This is a genomic window from Streptomyces sp. MspMP-M5 (assembly GCF_000373585.1).
Classification (GTDB): domain Bacteria; phylum Actinomycetota; class Actinomycetes; order Streptomycetales; family Streptomycetaceae; genus Streptomyces.
On record NZ_KB891940.1, the window covers coordinates 40557 to 58480 of the forward strand.

Annotated in this window: 17 protein-coding genes; 9 read left to right on the plus strand and 8 right to left on the minus strand. The window is 71.8% G+C overall.

The window, feature by feature from the left end:
- Window positions 1-142: 142 nt before the first annotated feature.
- Window positions 143-592, minus strand: coding sequence for a VOC family protein (locus tag B073_RS48910; RefSeq protein WP_018542597.1), 450 nt, complete (start codon window positions 590-592; stop codon window positions 143-145).
- A gap of 324 nt (window positions 593-916) precedes the next feature.
- Here B073_RS48910 and B073_RS0134330 point away from each other — a divergent pair, with 324 nt between their 5' ends.
- From B073_RS0134330 to mltG, 3 genes are all read left to right on the plus strand, one after another.
- Window positions 917-1627: a FadR/GntR family transcriptional regulator gene (locus B073_RS0134330; RefSeq protein ID WP_018542598.1), complete on the plus strand. Its 711-nt coding sequence runs from the start codon at window positions 917-919 to the stop codon at window positions 1625-1627.
- 106 nt (window positions 1628-1733) lie between these two features.
- Entirely contained in the window at window positions 1734-3026 is a 1293-nt protein-coding gene (locus tag B073_RS0134335; protein WP_018542599.1) for a CynX/NimT family MFS transporter, read from the plus strand.
- 395 nt (window positions 3027-3421) lie between these two features.
- The gene (gene mltG, locus B073_RS0134340) at window positions 3422-4258 is read left to right on the plus strand and encodes an endolytic transglycosylase MltG (protein ID WP_106732049.1); all 837 of its coding nucleotides are present in this window, start codon (window positions 3422-3424) and stop codon (window positions 4256-4258) included.
- A gap of 83 nt (window positions 4259-4341) precedes the next feature.
- Here the strand turns inward: mltG and B073_RS0134345 are convergent, their stop codons facing one another.
- The 4 genes from B073_RS0134345 to B073_RS0134360 are packed head-to-tail and all read right to left on the minus strand — an operon-like array spanning window position 4342 to window position 8030.
- Window positions 4342-5118: an ABC transporter permease gene (locus B073_RS0134345; protein ID WP_018542601.1), complete on the minus strand. Its 777-nt coding sequence runs from the start codon at window positions 5116-5118 to the stop codon at window positions 4342-4344.
- 25 nt (window positions 5119-5143) lie between these two features.
- Complete coding sequence (locus B073_RS0134350; protein WP_018542602.1) at window positions 5144-6055, minus strand: ABC transporter ATP-binding protein; 912 nt, start codon at window positions 6053-6055, stop codon at window positions 5144-5146.
- Entirely contained in the window at window positions 6052-6945 is an 894-nt protein-coding gene (locus B073_RS0134355) for an ABC transporter permease (RefSeq protein WP_018542603.1), read from the minus strand. Before B073_RS0134355 ends, B073_RS0134350 begins: the two co-directional genes overlap by 4 nt.
- On the minus strand, window positions 6942-8030 hold the full coding sequence (locus B073_RS0134360; protein WP_018542604.1) for an ABC transporter ATP-binding protein: 1089 nt from the start codon (window positions 8028-8030) through the stop codon (window positions 6942-6944). The genes B073_RS0134355 and B073_RS0134360 overlap by 4 nt, the downstream gene beginning before the upstream one ends.
- A gap of 219 nt (window positions 8031-8249) precedes the next feature.
- Between B073_RS0134360 and B073_RS0134365 the strand changes: the two genes are divergently transcribed.
- The 4 genes from B073_RS0134365 to B073_RS0134380 all read left to right on the plus strand — a co-directional run bounded on the left by B073_RS0134365 (window position 8250) and on the right by B073_RS0134380 (window position 13688).
- Entirely contained in the window at window positions 8250-9116 is an 867-nt protein-coding gene (locus tag B073_RS0134365) for a M24 family metallopeptidase (protein WP_018542605.1), read from the plus strand.
- Window positions 9113-10933, plus strand: coding sequence for an SDR family oxidoreductase (locus B073_RS0134370; RefSeq protein WP_018542606.1), 1821 nt, complete (start codon window positions 9113-9115; stop codon window positions 10931-10933). Before B073_RS0134365 ends, B073_RS0134370 begins: the two co-directional genes overlap by 4 nt.
- Window positions 10934-11045: 112 nt before the next feature.
- Window positions 11046-11963: a metal-dependent hydrolase gene (locus B073_RS0134375; RefSeq protein ID WP_018542607.1), complete on the plus strand. Its 918-nt coding sequence runs from the start codon at window positions 11046-11048 to the stop codon at window positions 11961-11963.
- Between the two features lie 612 nt (window positions 11964-12575).
- Entirely contained in the window at window positions 12576-13688 is a 1113-nt protein-coding gene (locus B073_RS0134380; protein WP_018542608.1) for a MerR family transcriptional regulator, read from the plus strand.
- Between the two features lie 129 nt (window positions 13689-13817).
- On the opposite strand, the gene B073_RS0134385 is transcribed toward B073_RS0134380, so the two are convergent.
- Both B073_RS0134385 and B073_RS0134390 read right to left on the minus strand, forming a co-directional pair.
- Entirely contained in the window at window positions 13818-15167 is a 1350-nt protein-coding gene (locus tag B073_RS0134385) for a carotenoid oxygenase family protein (RefSeq protein ID WP_018542609.1), read from the minus strand.
- Window positions 15164-15757: a hypothetical protein gene (locus B073_RS0134390; protein WP_018542610.1), complete on the minus strand. Its 594-nt coding sequence runs from the start codon at window positions 15755-15757 to the stop codon at window positions 15164-15166. Before B073_RS0134390 ends, B073_RS0134385 begins: the two co-directional genes overlap by 4 nt.
- Before the next feature lie 189 nt (window positions 15758-15946).
- Between B073_RS0134390 and B073_RS42125 the strand changes: the two genes are divergently transcribed.
- Both B073_RS42125 and B073_RS0134400 read left to right on the plus strand, forming a co-directional pair.
- On the plus strand, window positions 15947-16561 hold the full coding sequence (locus tag B073_RS42125; protein WP_018542611.1) for a PadR family transcriptional regulator: 615 nt from the start codon (window positions 15947-15949) through the stop codon (window positions 16559-16561).
- Window positions 16562-16690: 129 nt separating this feature from the next.
- On the plus strand, window positions 16691-17233 hold the full coding sequence (locus B073_RS0134400; RefSeq protein WP_018542612.1) for an RNA 2'-phosphotransferase: 543 nt from the start codon (window positions 16691-16693) through the stop codon (window positions 17231-17233).
- A gap of 43 nt (window positions 17234-17276) precedes the next feature.
- Here the strand turns inward: B073_RS0134400 and pspAB are convergent, their stop codons facing one another.
- The gene (gene pspAB / locus B073_RS0134405) at window positions 17277-17840 is read right to left on the minus strand and encodes a PspA-associated protein PspAB (protein WP_018542613.1); all 564 of its coding nucleotides are present in this window, start codon (window positions 17838-17840) and stop codon (window positions 17277-17279) included.
- Window positions 17841-17924: the final 84 nt, after the last annotated feature.

Here is a 17924-nt window from a genome sequence, read left to right on the forward strand (position 1 = left end):
CCGGTCCCGGCCCGTCGACGGCCCGTCGACTGTTTCGGCTCCGCCGGCCCAGCTCGGCACGTCGACGGCCCTGTTATCGCCTCTGGCCCCGTTACCGCCGCCCCGCCCCGATACCGCCCCCGGTGGAAGCGTTCCCGTTCGCTCACGGCGCCTCCACCGGGGGCATCGGCTCCCCGCCCGGATTCCATGCCGCCAGGAAGGCCGGCTGACGGGCCAGGTCCACCAGCTCGACCCGGGCGCCGATGCTGCCCACCCGGTGGTACGCGAACGACCGCCCGTACGGACACCCGCTGAACTCCTCCGGGAACCCCTCCGCCGCCAGCCGCCGGGCCCCGTCCTCCAGGGACCGCGTCCAGAACCCGAGGTGGTCGAACCGCGCTCCCTCGGACACGTCCCACGGCCCTCCCGTCCCCGCGGGTTCGATCAGCTCTATGTAGGGCGGCTCGCCCCGCGTGAAGGCGATCCGGAAGTCCCACTCCCCGATCCGGTCCCGCCGCGGTGCACTGAACTCGACCCCGGCCGCGGCGCCCAAGTCCCGTATCGCCGCCGCCATATCCGGCACGACGAAACACACGTGATAAAAGCCGGCCATCGCAGCCCTCCCCAGCCCGGTCGGGCGAACCCGACTCCTGCCAATCTCCGACCTGCATCTTGCACCCGCCGCGCCTTCGCCCGGATTTTGTCCACAGGCTGACGATTTCCGGCGGAGCGCATCGGGCCGCGAGCCTCGGGGGCTCGGGGGCTCGGGGCGGGGAGGGCCTCCGGGCCCCTGGGGCCTGGGCGCTGGGCCCGCGTTGAACCGCACGAACCCCAAGAATCCATTTACCTGCCATGTGCAACAATCAATTGTAGGATGACTGGGCAACCGGGCAAACAAGCGCCCGGAAACGACAGAAACGGGCACGGAAGCGCGGCGATGGCACTCAAGGCAGCAGGACGGCAATCCCTCGTCGACACCGTCGTCGAGACCCTCCGCGCCCAACTGGCCAACGGCGAATGGCAGGTCGGCACCCGCATCCCCACCGAACACGCCCTCGCCGAACAGCTCCAGGTCGGCCGCAACACCGTCCGCGAAGCCGTGCGCGTCCTCGTACACGCCGGGATGCTGCGCTCGCGCCAGGGCGAAGGCACGTTCGTCGTCTCCACCGCGGACCCGGCCGAGGTCATGCGCGGCATCCAGCGCGCCGGTATCCGGGACGTCCTGGAGCTGCGCATCGCTCTGGAAGCCGAGGCCGCCCGGCTGGCCGCACTCCGCCACGACCCCGCCGACCTGGAACGTATGCGGGCCGCCCTGGACGCCCAGGCCGAACTGGAGGACTCCGAGGGCCGACCGCACTCCGGAAGCCTGGAGCTCTACGCCGACCACGACATCGCCTTCCACCGGGCCGTCGTCGAGGCCGCACACAACACGGCGCTGACGGCGACCTACGGCTGGTTCAGCAGCTCCGTACGAGAAGCGCTGGTCACCGCCCTCGACGACCAGGCGATGCCGAAGATCGTGCACGGCGACCACCGCGCCGTCCTGGACGCGATCGCCCATGGCGACCCGGACGCCGCCGAACGCGCCACCCGCGCCCTCCTGGAGAGGCCCAAACGAGCCGTAGAGGCCCTCCTCGCCGGCGACTGACGCCCACCCGGCCTCCGGCCTCTCCTCCTCCCCTCCTTTCTTTCCTTTCTTCCGTCTTCTTCCGTCTTCTTCCGTAGGAAGTCCACGATTGGCCAGGTACGCACGCATGTCAGGGACCGACGCGACCACCCAGGTCGACCTCATCGACGCCGAGGAAGACCTGATCCCGGCGCCCCCGGTGGCGGCCGCCCGGCGGCGGTTGCGGGCCCACCCCGCGCTCCTCCTCGCCGGCATCGTCCTCGCCGCGGTGAACATGCGCGCGGCGCTCGCCGGGGTCTCCCCGCTGCTCAACGAGATGGCGCACCACTTCCACCTGGCCGCCACCGCCAGCAGCCTGGTGACCACCATCCCGCTCGTCTTCATGGGCCTGGGCTCGCTGATCGCCCCGCGGGTGGCCCGCCGTTGGGGCACCGAGGCGGCGCTGTGCGGTGCGCTGGTCGCACTGTGCGGCGGCATCGTGCTGCGGATCGCGCCGCCGGTCGCCGCACTGTTCGCCGGCTGCGCGGTGGTGGGCGCGTCGATAGCCCTGCTCAACGTGTTGATGCCGGGCCTGATCAAGCGGGACTTCCCCGAGCGGGCGGCGGGCATGACGGCGCTCTACTCGACCGCGATGATCCTGGGCACGACCCTCTCGGCCGCCTCCGCCGTCCCCCTGGAAAACGCACTCGGCAGCTGGCAGGGCTCTCTCGTCTCCTGGTCGCTGCTCGCCGCCGTCGCCGCCCTCGTCTGGTTCCCGCAGGCCGTGATCGCCCGCCGGGGCACCCACCACAGCGCGGCCGCGGCGACGCCCGCCCAGGGCACCGGGCACGGCCCGAAGCTCACCCGCTCCCCGCTCGCCTGGCAGGTCACGCTCTTCATGGGCTCGCAGTCGCTGATCGCGTACGTGATCATCGCCTGGATGCCGACGATCTTCACCGACCACGGCATGGGCAAGAGCGAGGCGGGGCTGGTCTTCGCCTTCAGCACGCTGGTGCAGATGGTCGGTTCGTTCGTGGTGCCGACGCTGGCGGGCCGGATGCGCCGCCAGCGGCTGCTGGGTGTGGCGGTCTCCGCCCTGATGGCCTGCGGTGTCACCGGGCTGCTGGTCGCGCCGGTGGCGGGTGCCTGGCTGTGGGCGGCGGTCCTCGGCGTCGGCCAGGGCGGCGCTCTCGGGCTGGCCCTGACGATGATGGTGCTGCGGTCCGGCGACGCGCACACCGCGGCCCGGCTCTCCGGCATGTCCCAGACCGGCGGCTACCTCCTCGCCGCCGTCGGCCCGCTGGCCCTGGGCGCCGTCCACCAGGCCACCGCCGGCTGGACCGTGCCGCTCGTCCTGCTGCTCGTCGTCTGCGCCGGCCTCGCCGTGCTGGCCCTGGGCGCCGGCCGCGACCGCCGCATCGGGACGACAGCCGGACGCTGATGATCGCGACAGCGGCCGGGCGCGACGACCGCCGGACGCTGACGGCGGCCAGGGGCTGACAACGGCCGGGCGCTGACGACGGCCGGGGCGGATAACGGCCGGCGAGGGCTGACGCGACGCGGTGGGCGGGGCTGACGATGGCCTGCGAGGCTGACGCGAGGCCGGCGGGCGGGGGACCGGCGTCAGCTTCCCGTCCGCGCTCGTCCCACCCGCCCGTCCCGCCCCGCCATCGCCCCTCCAACGGTCCAGCGGAACACGCCGGGTGGTGTGCCGGCCCGCGCCGGGCCGAAAGCCTGCGCGGCGGACGGCCGGAGGTGCGCCCGGCGCCGCCGGCGTACGCGATCCGGTGCGGCGGCGCGCTCCCGCATCACAGCCGGCTGGCCTACCGTGCCCCCATGAGCGATGTTCAGCGCACCCGTCGCCGGCCCGGACCGCGGTTCTCCCGGGCCGGCTGGCTGATTCTCGTCGCCGTTGTGTGTGTCGTCGTCGCGCTCGCCGTGCTGCTCGTGCCGCGGCTGCTGCAGGAGCGGCAGTACGGCCGGCTCACGGTCCCGGAGGGGCAGCGGGCCTCCCAGATCTACGCGGCCGCCGACCAGGCCCTGAACGTGCCCGCGGGCACCACCGCGCAGGCCGCGAGAACCGCGCGCCTCGACCTGCCCGCCGAGGCGAAGGGCAACCCGGAGGGCTTCCTCTTCCCGGCGACGTACCCGCTGCGCAAGGACACCACCCCGACGTCACTGCTCACGTACATGGTCAAAACCGCGAACCAGCGGCTCACCGCCGACCGCATCACCTCCTACCGCACCGTGGTGATCGCCAGCATCGTGCAGGCCGAGGCGGACCGGACGGCCGACATGGGCAAGGTCGCCCGGGTCATCGACAACCGGCTGGCCAGGAACATGCCGCTCCAGATGGACTCGACGATCAACTACGCGCTCGGCCGCAGCACGCTGCGCACCAGCCACGCCGACACCCGCACCAAGAGTCCCTACAACACCTACACGTTCGCGGGCCTGCCGCCGACCCCGATCGACAATCCGGGACCCGATGCGCTGAAGGCGGCCGCCGCGCCCCCCGCGGGGGACTGGCTCTACTTCGTCACCGTCAAACCGGGCGACACCCGCTTCACCGCCGACTACCGGCAGCACCTGCGGAACGTGAAGGAGTTCAACGACGCGCAGAAGAACTCCGCCGCCGGCGGCTCCGCCGACACCGCCGACACCGGCGGATAGCCCCGCCGCCCCGGCCGGTCGACGCGACCCTCCGGCCGGTCGAGGTGCCCGTCCGGCCGGTCGCGCCGTCCCGGTCGTGCCCTCTACTCCTCCCCGGCCAGCGTCAGCGCCTTCAGCCGGCGCCCGGCGTACCAGGTCGCCGCGCCGGTGACGGCCACCAGCAGACAGACCGCGAGCGGCAGTTGGACCGCCGAGCTCAGCGCCCCCTCGGCACCGACCTTCTGCCCCACCGCGAGTGCCCACTGCTGAACGCTCAGGGTCCGCGCCCCGGGGACGACGCTCCCCACGAACGCCTCCCAGACCAGGGCGTAGACGAGGCCGAAGACCACGGCATGCCGGCTGAGGGTGCCGAACAGCAGGAACAGGGCGCTGTACGCGACCGAGGCGACGGCCGCGGCCACCGCGTAGGCGACGGCTATCTGCTGGCTGTTGCCGTTGAGGATGAATCCGGCCACCAGGACCGGTATCGCCGAGAACGCGGCAGTCACACCGATCGCGACCAGCAGTTTGGTGAACACGATCGTCGAGCGGCGGACCGGCTTGGCCAGGAGGTAGACCACCGAGCCGTCGTCGATCTCCGGGCCGATCGCGCCCGTCCCCGCGATCACGCCGATCAGCGGAACCATCGTGCCCAGCGCGAAACCGCCGAGGATGCCGCCGGCGGTGGCGTCGTCGGCGCCGGTCAGCGCCCGGACGATCACCGCGATCGCCACCAGGAGGGCGGGCAGCGCGAAGAGGATCAGGGCACGGCGCCGGCCGAGCAGCGACCGGTAGGTGAGCCGGGCGACGGTCGGGTGGAAGAGTGCGGCCTTGGGCGCGGCGGCGGGCGCCGGCGGGGCCGCGGGAGAGGTCGTGGACATACTGCCTCAGGGCTCCTTTCTGGCCTCAGGCCGCTACGAGGTACGAGAAGACGGATTCCAGCGACTCGTCGGAGGGCGAGACCGTCAGCAGGCGGATGCCGTGGTCGCGGGCGACCCGCGGCAGGAGTTCGGTGAACCGGCCGAAGTCGACGGCCTGGATGCGCAGGGCGCCCTCGACGACGTCCACCTCGATACCGGCCGTCGAGGGGTCGGCTATCAGTGCCCCGGCCAGTGCCCGGTCGTTGTCGGACCGGACGAGGTAGCGGTGCGGGCGGTCGGTCATCAGCCGGCGGATCTTGCGGAAGTCGCCGGAGGCGGCATGCCGGCCGGCCACCACCACCTCGATGTGCGAGGCCAGTTGCTCGACCTCTTCGAGGATGTGCGAGGAGAACAAGACCGTGCGGCCCTCGTCTCCCATCCGCCGCAGCAGCTCCATCAGCTGCATCCGCTGCCGTGGGTCCATGCCGTTGAACGGCTCGTCGAGCAGCAGCACCGACGGGTCGTGGACCAGCGCGGAGGCCATCTTCACCCGCTGCCGCATGCCCTTGCTGTAGGTGGAGATCTTGCGGTCCTGGGCGTGCTCCATCTCGACCGTGGCCAGCGCCCGGGCCGCCGCGGCCCGGCCGAGGCCGTGCAACTCGGCGTTGGCGAGGACGAATTCACGGCCGGTGAGGAAGTCGTACATCGCCTCGCGCTCGGGGACGAGGCCGATGTGGCGGTAGCTGGCCGCGTTGCGCCAGACCGTCGTGCCGTCGAGGGTGACGGTGCCGTTGGAGGGAGCGAGGAAGCCGCCCATCATGTTGATGAGGGTGGACTTTCCGGCGCCGTTGGGTCCGAGCAGGCCGGTGACGCCGGGGGCGATGGTCATGGTGATGTCGTTGACGGCGACGACATTCCCGAACCAGCGCGAGACATGGTCGATGTGGATCGTTGTCACAGTCCGGCCTTCCGGTAGCGGCGCATCAGCAGGCCGTAGGAGCCGGCGATGACGAGCAGGGAGACGAGGAGGTAGACGATTCCGGCGCCGGTGGACGGCGTCAGCCCGTCGGGGAAGGAACTGGTGCCGCCCAGGAACGTGGACTGCACCCCGTCGACGAGGGTGATGGGCGAGAACAGGCCCAGCCAGCCGACGGCGGATGCGTTGCCCTGAAGGGTGGCGATGCCCTGGATGGCGCTGACCGCGCCGTACGGAATGGTCAGCACGGCGATCACGGCGGCGACCCCGAAGCCGCGGCGCGGGGTGAGCGCCGAGACGAGCAGCCCTATCCCGGCGAACAGCAGCGAGAGCAGCGCGGCGCAGACCAGCCCCTGCCCGAACCCCTTGGTCTGGTCGAGGAAGTCCAGCTTCCCCAGCAGCGCCCCGGCATAGAGGACCACCAGGGGAGCGGCGGTCAGGACGAACAGCGCACTCGCCATCGCGGCGAACTTCGCCATGACGTAGTCGGCCCGCTCGATCGGCCGGGAGAAATACAGCGGGGTGGTCTTGAACCGCAGGTCGCGGGAGACCGACTGCGGTGCCTGGGCCGCCAGATACAGGCCGATGACGGCCTGGAGGTAGATGGGGTACCGGCTGTAGCCGACCGGGAGGGCGCCGGCCTTGGTGAACATCGTCACCGCGACCATGATCCCCGCGGGCAGGCACATCACCCCGAAGAGCAGCATCGGCAGCACCTTGCTCTTCGCCGACCGCCCCAGGCCGTACGCGCCGCGCAGGCTCTGCGAGAACAGCGACCGCCGGGCGTAGGCACGGCCCAGCCGGGCGCCGTCGTAGTGGCGGTAGCCGATGTTGTGGATGTAGGCGCCACCCGGCGTCGTTTCCGTGCTCATTCCGCGTTCCCTCCGCCCACGGTGGTGGGGCGACCGGTGTCCTGTCCCGCCGTCGCGTCCCGCTCCGCCGGTGCGCTGCCGGGCGGTGCCGGTGTCCCGGCCGCCGCCTGCGCGTCCGCGTCGCGGAAGACCTCGGCTATCTGGTGGCGCCGCTGCTCCATCCGCACCAGGCCCAGCCCCAGCCCGGCGACGGTGTCGCGGACCAGGTCGTATGTCTCGTCCCCGGACGCCTCGACGATGAGGACGTGGCCGGAGGAGGCGAGCCCCTCGGTGCCGGGCGCGCCGGCGGTCACCGCGGCGCCGGCCGCGACCAGGGCGGCGCGCAGCGCCCCGGTGCCGTCCGGGTGGACGTCGGTGTCCGTGACCTCCACCGCCAGCGAGGTGGTGACCTTGGTGAACTCCGTGGTGGAGGAGGAGCGCAGCAGCTTGCCGCCGTCGATCACGACGACGTGGTCGCAGGTGCGCTCCAGCTCCCCCAGGAGGTGCGAGGTGACCAGGACCGAGATCCCGAAGTCGGTGTGCACGCGCCGGATCAGGCCGAGCATCTCGTCCCGGCCGACCGGGTCGAGGCCGTTGGTGGGCTCGTCCAGGAACACCAGCTGCGGGTCGTGCACCAGCGCCTGGGCCAGCTTCACCCGCTGCTTCATGCCCGTGGAGTAGCCGCCGATGGGGCGGTACCGCTCCTCGTAGAGCCCGACGTGGCGCAGGGTGTCGGCGGTGCGCTCCCGGGCGGCGGTCGGCGGCAGCCCGGACATCCGGGCCATGTGCACCACGAACTCGGTGGCGGAGACGTCCGGCGGCAGGCAGTCGTGCTCGGGCATGTAGCCCACCCGCTCGCGGATGGCGCTGCCGTCCTTGGTCACGTCCAGTCCGAGGACGTGGGCGGTCCCCTCGGTGGCCGGGGCCAGGCCGAGAAGGATCTTGATAAGGGTCGACTTTCCGGCGCCGTTGGCACCCACCAGGCCCGTCACGCCGGGGGTGATGTCAACGGAGAGCCGGTCCAGGGCGGTCACCCTCGGGTACCGCTTGGTCAGGCTTTCGGTCACGATCACAGTCACGTATTCGACGGTAGTGGCGACCGCCACATCCGGCGTCAACCCCAGCGGTGGTCTTTGCGTAGACCTCCGGTACGAGATGCCCTTAGGGGTTCTCCTGCTTCAGCGGCACGGGAGGCCCGGCCGCCTCATGCCGTGGGCCCCGTCCCCCGCACACCCCTTGACGCAGCCGCCGACCATTGTCACATTCATCAGTGGCAAGTTACGGGCACGTACCGCGATGGACCGCTCACGGACGGACGGTTGGCGATGGCCTCAGTCACCTCAGCGACCCTGGCAGCACCGGGAGAACTCACCGCGGACCTCAAGGGATTCCGGGAGGTCCAACGGCTCGCGTACGCCTGCGCGGAGGCGGTGGCCGCCCAGCTCAGGCCCGGGGTCACCGAGCGGGCGGCGGCGCGGATGCAGCGCGAATGGCTGCGCGAACGCGGCGTACGGGACTGGTTCCACCTGCCGTTCGCGTGGTTCGGGGACCGCACCGCGTTCGCCGGCTTCCGCGTGCCGCTGCAGTTCTTTCCCACCAACCGCGCGCTGGAACCAGGCATGCCGTTCATCCTCGACATGGCCCCGGTCCACAACGGCTACACCGCCGACATCGGCTACTCCGGCTGCCTGGGCCTCAACCCCGTGCACGACCGGCTCCTCGCCGACCTCGAAGCCCACCGCGAGCTGATCCTGCGCGAGGTGCGCGAGCGCCGCCCGCTGCGCGAGATCTACGAGGACGTCGAGCGGCTGATGGTGCGGCAGGGGTACGCCAACCGCCACCGCGCCTATCCCTTCGGCGTCATCGCGCACAAGGTCGACCGGGTGCGGCAGCGCCGCTGGTCCCCCACCCTCTTCGGTTTCGGCACCCAGTCCCTCAAGGGCCTCGCCTCGGACGCGCTGCACGGCCACCGGGAGGGCTGGTCCCCGCTGTGGAGTCCGTACCGCTTCTCCGATCACCCGCCGCAGCCCGGGTTGTGGGCGGTCGAACCCCACCTCGGCTTCCGGGGCACGGGGGCGAAGTTCGAGGAGATCCTGGTCGTCACGGACTCCAAGGACCCGCAGGAAAGCGCTTTTTGGCTCGACGACGATCTGCCGCATGTGCGGCGCTGGCAGGAGGAGAAGGCCGCGTGAGGACCGGACGTGGACGGAACGGGCAACAGGGACCGGACGCCGGGCGGCCGGCGGCGACCTCGCTCCCGGAGGCCCGGGAGCGCTGGGTGCGCACCGGCGGGATCGAACTGTGCGTCGCCGAACTCGGTGATCCGGAGCGCCCGACGGTGGTGCTCGTGCACGGCTACCCGGACAGCAAGGAGGTCTGGTCCGAGGTCGCCCGGGGCCTGGCCGAACGCTTCCACGTGGTGCTCTACGACGTCCGGGGCTGCGGCCGCTCCACCGCGCCCCGGCCGCTGCGCGGCGGCTTCACCCTGGAGAAGCTGACCGACGACTTCCTGGCCGTCGCGGACGCGGCCAGCCCCGACCGGCCGGTCCACCTCGTGGGCCACGACTGGGGTTCGGTCCAGGCATGGGAGTTCGCCACCGTGCGGCGCACGGAGGGCCGGATCGCCTCCTTCACCTCCCTCTCCGGCCCGTCCCTCGACCACTTCGGCCACTGGATCAAGAACCGGCTGGCGCGCCCCACCCCCGGCCGGGCCGCCCAGTTGCTCAACCAGGGCGCCAAGTCCTGGTACGTCTACCTGCTGCACACCCCCGCCCTGCCGGAACTGGCCTGGAAGGGTCCGCTCGGCAAGCGGTGGCCGGGAATCCTCCGGCGCGTGGAGAAGGTGCCCGGCGGCGACTACCCCACCGCCTCGCTGCCCACCGACGCGGCCCACGGCGCCTGGCTCTACCGCGACAACGTCCGCGCCCGACTGCGCCGCCCCCGCGCCGACGCCTACGCCCACTGCCCGGTCCAGCTCATCACCCCCACCGGTGACGCGTTCCTCTCCCAGCGGCTCTACGACGACCTCGACCGCTGGGCGCCCCAACTCGTACGCCGCACACTCCCGGCCAAGCACTGGGTGCCGCGCACCCGCCCCGACCAACTCGTCTCCTGGATCGGCGAGTTCGTCACCGCCAAGGAGGAGGGCGACCCGGCGAAGGAGATGGTGGCCTCCGGCCCGTATGCCGACCGCTTCGGCGGCCAGCTGGTGCTGGTGACCGGTGCGGCCAGCGGGATCGGCCGGGCGACCGCGTTCGCGTTCGCGGAGGCCGGCGCGCGGATCATCGCCGTCGACCGGGACGCGGAGGGCGCGGCCCGCACCGCCGAGATGGCCCGGCTGATCGGTGCACCGGCGGCCTGGGGCGAGGCCGTCGACGTCTCGGACGAGGCGGCCATGGAGAAGCTCGCCGACAAGGTCGATGCCGAGTACGGCACCGTGGACGTGCTGGTCAACAACGCCGGCATCGGCCTGTCCGGCGCCTTCATGGACACCACTTCCGAGGACTGGAAGAGGGTCCTGGACGTCAACCTGTGGGGTGTCATCCACGGCTGCCGGATCTTCGGCAGCCGGATGGCCGACCGCGGCCAGGGCGGCCACATCGTCAACACCGCCTCGGCCGCCGCCTACCAGCCGTCCCGGATCCTGCCCGCCTACAGCACCTCCAAGGCGGCCGTCCTCATGCTCAGCGAGTGTCTGCGCGCGGAGCTGGCCGGGCAGGGCATCGGTGTCACCGCCATCTGCCCCGGCCTCGTCAACACCGGCATCACCGGCACCGCCCGCTTCACCGGCGTCTCCGCGGAGGAGGAGAAGCGCCGGCAGGCCAAGGCCGCGCGGATGTACGGGATGCGCAACTACCCGCCGGAGAAGGTCGCCGACGCCATCCTGCGCGCGGTGGTCCGCAACCAGGCGGTCGTCCCCGTCACCCCCGAGGCGCGCGGCGCCCATCTGCTCTCCCGCCTCGCCCCACGGACGCTGCGGGCCCTCGCCCGCCTCAAGCCGCCCGTGTGACCGGGCCGCGCCCTCACCCGCATCCCGCACGCGGTGAGCGGCCGGGCCCGACGCCCGGCCCGGCCGTCCGCCCCACCCGGATCAGGAGAACCACGCACGTCAGGAGCCGCCGATGAGCACCGCACGCCCCCAGGAGCACCACCCCATCGCGCCCCGCCGGGTCGCCTTCGACTGGCGCGAGACCCCGCTGCACTGGATACCGGACGAACCCACCGCCACCCATGTGATCAATGTGCTGCACCTGCTGCTCCCCGCCGGCGAGCGGTGGTTCGTCAAGGTCTTCAAGGAGGCCCTCCCGCTGGTCCGGGACGAGCAACTCCTCAAGGAAGTCAAGGGTTTCATGGGCCAGGAGGCCACCCACAGCGTCCAGCACGCCTATGTCCTGGACCACCTGGCCCACCAGGGCCTCGACACCACCCCCTACACCCGGCACGTGGACTTCCTCTTCGAATACCTCCTGGGGGAGCGGCCGCCTTTCCGCTTCCCGGTCCCCGAGCGGGAGTGGCTGCGTTTCCGGCTCGCCCTGATCGCCGCCATCGAGCAGTTCACCGCCGTCCTCGGCAACTGGGTCCTGAGCGCCGAGGGCCTGGACCGCGCCGACCCGGACCCGGTGATGCTCGACCTGCTCCGCTGGCACGGCGCAGAGGAGGTCGAACACCGCTCGGTCGCCTTCGACATGTACCAGCACACCGGTGGCGAGGAACCCGCCCGCTACGCTCGCCGGGTCCTGGCCATGGCCGTGACCGCCCCCGTTCTGCTCTACCTCTGGTCCTGGGGCGCCGGCTATCTCCTACGCCACGACCCCCAACTGGCCACCCCCTCCCGCTATTCGCTCCGCGAGCACAACCGCGCGGCCCGCAGGGGCCTGCTGCCCACCTGGCGGGAACTGGGCTCGGCCATCCCCCGCTACGTCCGGCGCTCCTACCACCCCTCCCAGGAAGGCTCGCTCCGCGCAGCCCTCACCTACCTCGCGTCCTCCCCGGCCGCCCGAGCCGCGGCCGGCGCGGTGGGGCGCGCCGCACTCCAGTGACGGCGGGCGACGGCAGAACGAGCCACGAGCCGCTCCGTGGCCGGCCCGACTCCGCGGGCCGGGCTCTGTCCGATATCCGTCCCCGGTGGCCGACCTCGGTCCAACGCCACGGGCCGGCCCTTGCCGGACGCCATGAGAGGGCACCTGTCCGATGCCGGGAGCCAGCCCGCCCGATGCCATGTAACGGGCCGGTAGCTCCCCGAAGCCCGCCCCGGTGGCTACCCGAAGCCGTGAGCCGAGAGCCCGCCCGAAGCCCCGAGCCAGGTCGCCGGCCCAAAGCCCTGAGCCGGGCGCTGGCTCGAAGCCCTGAGCCAGGTCGCTGGCTCGAAGCCGTGAGCCGGTTGCTGCCCGAGCCCGGGCCGATCGAGGCCCGCCCCCGCCCCCGCCCCCGGAGAGGCGGCCGCCCGCCCCGGTGCCGCGCGAGGCAGCCGTATCGTGGCACCGCCGCACCCGGCCCATGCCGAAGGGCGAACGGCGTCCGGCCACGGTCCGTGGCGTGCCCGGCCCTCGCCACGGCCCCGTGGGCAACCGCCTTGTAGGCAGCTATCCCACGATGGCTGACCGGCACCACGGCCTCCGCGACGAGGCGGCCGTCCCGTAAGGAGCACCGCAGTGACGACCGAGCAGCCACCGACGGCCGAGTACCGCATCGAGGACCTGGCCCACCTCAGTGGCGCCACGGTCCGCACCATCCGCGCCTACCAGGACCGGGGACTGCTGCCCCGCCCCGAGCGTCGCGGCCGCGCCAATGTGTACGGCGAGGCCCACCTTGCCAGGCTGCGCCAGATCGCCGACCTGCTCGACCGCGGGTACACCCTCGCCAGCATCAAGGAACTCCTCGAAGCCTGGGACGCCGGGCGTGACCTGGGCGGCGTCCTGGGCCTGGTCGCCGAGATCGACGGGCCGTGGACCGACGAGAAGCCGACCCGCATCACCCGCGCCGACCTGGACGCCGCCTTCGGCGGCAACTCCGACGAGCAGGCGGTGGCCGAGGCCGTCGAACTCGGCGTCCTGGAACGCGTTCCCGGCCGGGACGACGCGTTCCTGGTACCCAGTCCGCAGGAACTCGCGGTCGCCGCCGAACTGCACGCGGCGGGTGTCCCCCTGCTGGCGATCTCCGGACATCTGCGAGAGGTGCGCGGCCAGGTCGAGCACATCGCCTCCCGTTTTCTGGACTTCACCACCGAGCACGTCTTCCGGTCGTTCCTGGACCATCCGCCCACCGAGGCCGAGACGGCCGAGGCCACGGCCCTGGTCCGGCGTCTCCGCCCGCTGGCCCAGCAGACCATCGACGCCGAACTCGCCCGCGCCATGCGGACGCTGGCCTCCCGGTACATCCGTCACCACCTCACCGAGGCACTGGCGCCCGGACACCCGGAGCCTGACAGCGATGCGGAAACCGGGCCGCGGACCGGCCCCGTGTCGGCGTCAGCCCCGGCGCCGGGGGCCGCCGCGGGACGCCTGGTCGCCCCGGAACCGGGGCGCCGCCCCGAGCGGGCAGCGGTCCCCGGGCCCGTCGCGGACCCCCGTCCCGCGACCGGCTCGGAGGCCGTGCTGCTGCCCGTCGAGACCGTGCGGGCCGTCCGCGACCTGGTGGGCCCGGAGGGCACGGCCGCTTTCATCGCTGCCGCCGCACAGCGCGAGGTGCATGCCCGCGCCATGGACGCCCTGGCGACGGCGCACCACGGCCCCCGGACCGGTGAGGAGGACGGCCCCGGGCGCTGACCCCGCCCCCGACCGTCTCCGGGCGGCTCCCCGTGGCCCGGCCTTCCCCGGGCTCGTCCCGCTTGCTTCCCTCTCCAGTTGTCAAGGATCGAGCCGGACGCCCCCGACCGGCCACCCCTTCGGGTTGCGTCACATCACCGGATCCGGCAGCCAGTTGCCATGGAACCCGTACGGCACCCGCCGCGGCAGGGACACTGTGGCGACCGGGCCGGCGGTGATGTCCTCCGCGTCGAGGATCACGAGATCGCTGGTGCCGGTGGCCGCGTCGTGGACGTAGGTGATCAGCCAGCCCGGCCCGCCCGGACGGTCGTCGGCAGGGGCGAACGCCGCCTCGCCCGGGGTACGCCCGGGGCCGAAGTCATAGCGGGCCACCGCGCCGGTCCGCAGGTCGTAGCGGAGCAGGGCGCCGGGTATCGGGCCGGTGCCCGGTGCCTCGGCAGCCGTGACATGGCCGAATCGGGCGGGGAGCCCCGCGAGCCGGTCGTCTATGCGCGGGAACTCGCCTATCTGGTCGTCGATCTGCTCCTCCCGTACGGTGCCGGAGGCGAGATCGATGGTCCAGCGCCACAGGCAGGGCGGCGCATGCCCAGTGAGGGCGGCGTAGCGCGACACATGGAGGACAATCCGCTGGTCGCCGTCGTCATGGGCGTTCAGCGAGTGGAAGACATAGCAGGGGTCGATGGCCAGCCAGCGGACCTCGCCATGGGGATCGTCGCGCCGCAGCACCCCGAGCCGCGCCCCGTACTCCGGGTCCCAGCGGTACGGCATGCCGGGGCGGGTGCCGTCCAGGACCATCGGAAGGTCCATGAAGATGACATGGCGGGCCGTCAGATGGAAGTCGTGCATCATCGTCGCGGCGGGGACGTCGATGGGGCGGCTGACCTCCAACTCCCCTGCCGCATCGGCCCGGTGATAGGTCAGATAGGGCGGCTCGGAGCGGCCGTAGCCGAAGAAGTGCAGCTCTCCGGTGGTGGGACAGATTTTGGGATGGGCCGTCATGGCGGTGGTGAGCCGGCCGCGGAAGTCATGGGGGCCGACGGTCTCCAGCTCATGTCCGGGCCGGCAGTCGATCTCATAGGGGAAGGACGACTCGACCAGCGCCAGTGTGCGGCCGGCGTGCCGGACGACATGGGTGTTGGCGACGCCGGCGGTCAGATCGCGGCGGCCCGTCCCGCCCCCGATCCGGACACCGTCGGTGAAGGTCGAGGTGCGGACCCAGCGATTGCGGTAGGAGACGGCCCGGCCGCCCGCAAGGCGCACACCGTGGACCATGCCGTCGCCGAAGAACCAGTGCGCGCTGGCGGCGGCCTGGGGGTTGGGGCCGTTGCGCAGATACCAACCGGAGAGCTCCGGCGGGATGGTGCCGGTGACCGGCAGGTCGTGAGTGGTCAGTTCGTCGGTGACCGGGGCGAAGTTGCCGGCCAAGTGCGGCGGCGGAGCCGAGGACGCGGCTGCCGCGGTGGTCGGGGTGGTGGTCATGCGGCCATACCTCCCTGGACGTCGAGCCGGGCGCCGGCCTGCTGCAGGAAACGGGCGCGGGCTCGTTCCGGATATGTGGCGGTGAAACGGATGGCAAGAACGAATCCGACGATCTGGATGAGGATCGAGTAGACGATGGCCATGCCGTAGGCGGCCATGGCGGCCTGGGCGATCGCGACCAGAGTGAAGGACAGCGCCCAAGCGGCGGTGATGACGACATTGACGCGCCGGAACAGCGGTGTGTGCCAGACCTCGGGCGGGGCCATCCGACGGGCGATCGCCATGGTGAAAGGACGCCGGACGGCGATCGACACCCAGGCGATGAGCCCCAGCCAGCCCATCGACAGCGAGTTGCTGTACGTCGTGAAACCACTGCCAGGGTGGGCGAAGGCCCACACGGCGAGAACCGCGATTTTGAACGCGATCGTGCCGTACTCCAGCAGCCGGGACTCCAGCGAGAGCCCCGCGGCGCGGTCGGCTATCAGCAGCACCACGGCCACGACCAAACCGGCAAGCGCTCCCCACTGATAGCCGATCGCGGACACCGCCGCGAAGACCAACCACGGAGTGAAGCCCCGCAGATAGCTCATGATCCCCCCTCTTCACTCGCGTCCGATCACGGCGGACGGCGACTTGACGACATGCCGGGCCGATGACCGCGACCGCGGCATTGCGCCCGGTCTCAGGCGCTCCCGCCCCCAGCGACATTCCAACAGTGACATGTCGAAGTTGGAAAGTCCAGCGTTGACATGTCAGTTGTGGAAGGTAATGTGCGGGTCATGAGCCTGCGACATGCCGTACTGGGCCTGCTCTCCGAATCCCCGGCGAGCGGCTACGACCTGATGAAGCTGTTCAACGCCTCGCTCACGAGCGTCTGGCCGGCGACCCAGAGCCAGGTATACGGCGAGCTCAACAAGCTCACCAAGGCCGGCCTGGTCGAGGTATCCGCCCACGGCCCGCGCGGCCGCAAGGAATACGCGATCACCGACGACGGCCTGGCCGAGCTGCGCCACTGGCTCACCGAGGTCGCGCCCTCCGGCCCGCCGCGCCACGACGGCCTGCTGCGGGTGTTCTTCCTCGGCATCCTCACGCCCCTGGAAGCGCAGTCGTATCTCCTCACGCTGGCCGAGGGCGCCGCGCGCGCCCACGGCCAGTACGAACAGATCGACCAGCACACGGAGTGGGACGAGGAGATGGTCTCCGTCTACGGGCGGATCGCGCTGGAGTACGGTCTGCGGCTGTCCGCGACGATGGAGGACTGGGCCCGCTGGGCCGCGGACGAGGTCACCAGCGCCAAGGCCCGCAGAGCCAGTGAACTAGCGCGCGCGCGACACGGCGCGAAAGAGCCCGAGCAGGACGAACAACCGGCCGCGGAGCAGCCCGACGGCACGTGACGCCCGCCGTGCCTCGCACCACCCGGTGGCGGACCCGCCTCCTCCGCTGCGGCTCACCGGCCCCGCCTCGCCGGGCGTCCGCCCGATTGTTCAGGTGCCGCGGCCGCCGCGCCGCGGCATCCTGAAGGCATGAACCACCAGCGCTCCGTGCGCATTTCGAAGTACCTGGCGAGGCATCTGCGCCACGCACCGGAACGGATCGGCATCGCCCTGGACGCTCAGGGATGGGTGCCGGTGACCGAGCTGATCGACGCCGCCGCGCGGCACGGATTTGCTTTCTCCAGGGCCGAGTTGGAGTCCGTGGTCGCCGACAACGACAAGCAGCGCTACACCGTGGAGAACGACCGCATCCGCGCCAATCAGGGCCACTCCGTACACGTCGAACTCGGCCTGCCGCCGGCCGTGCCGCCCGGTTTCCTCTTCCACGGCACGGTGGCCCGTAGTGTCGCCGCCATCCGGGAGGAGGGGCTGCGGCCGATGTCCCGGCATGCCGTACATCTCTCGCCGGACCGCGAGACCGCGACCCGGGTGGGCGCACGGCGCGGCAAACCGGTGGTGCTGACGGTGGACGCGGGAGCGATGCACCGGGCGGGCCATGTCTTCCACCGCAGCGCCAACGGCGTCTGGCTGACCGCGCATGTACCGCCGGAGTTCCTCCGCTTCCCCGGCTGACCCGCATCGGCCGTACACCGGGAAAGCAAGGGAAAGCAGCAGGTCAGAGGCCGGGGGCTCCCCAGACCGGGAACCACCGGGAAAGATCCTTCTCGATCGTCAGATCGTCCCCGAGCATCGCCCGCACCTGGAGTTCGAGCGGGTTGTCGCGCTTCTCGGCATCGCCGGGCCGCGGCGCGAAGGGGTAGAACGTGCCGCGCTTGTAGAGGTAGACGAGCGCCAGCGACCGCTCGCGCTCATCGCGGAACCCGAGCAGCGAGCACAGCAGCTGCGGGCCGAAACCCGCCTCCTCCAGGGAGGTGTTGACCGCGTGCAGGTCGTTGACCAGGCCCGCGACGTCTTCCGGGGCGTGCCGCACCAGCAGCCATGAATAGCCGTACGCGTCCTGCGTGAACTCCACCGAGCCGTCCAGGAGCGCACGCGCCTCCTCCTGGATCCGCGCGAACGCGCCGCCCTCGACGCTTGCGAAGCACACCGACCCCAGCCCGGTGGGGGTGAAGCCGGCCGCGGCCTGCAGGGTGACCGCGGCGGACGGCAGCGCGAAGAGCTGGTCCAGATCGGGCCGCACCGGCTTGCTGCGGCCGAGGATGGCGTCCAGAAGTCCCATACGCGGCTTGCTCCTTGATCCCTTGCTCCGATGACGCGGTGGCATGTTTCACGGGAAACATGCCGTGCGTCGGTCACTGCCGTG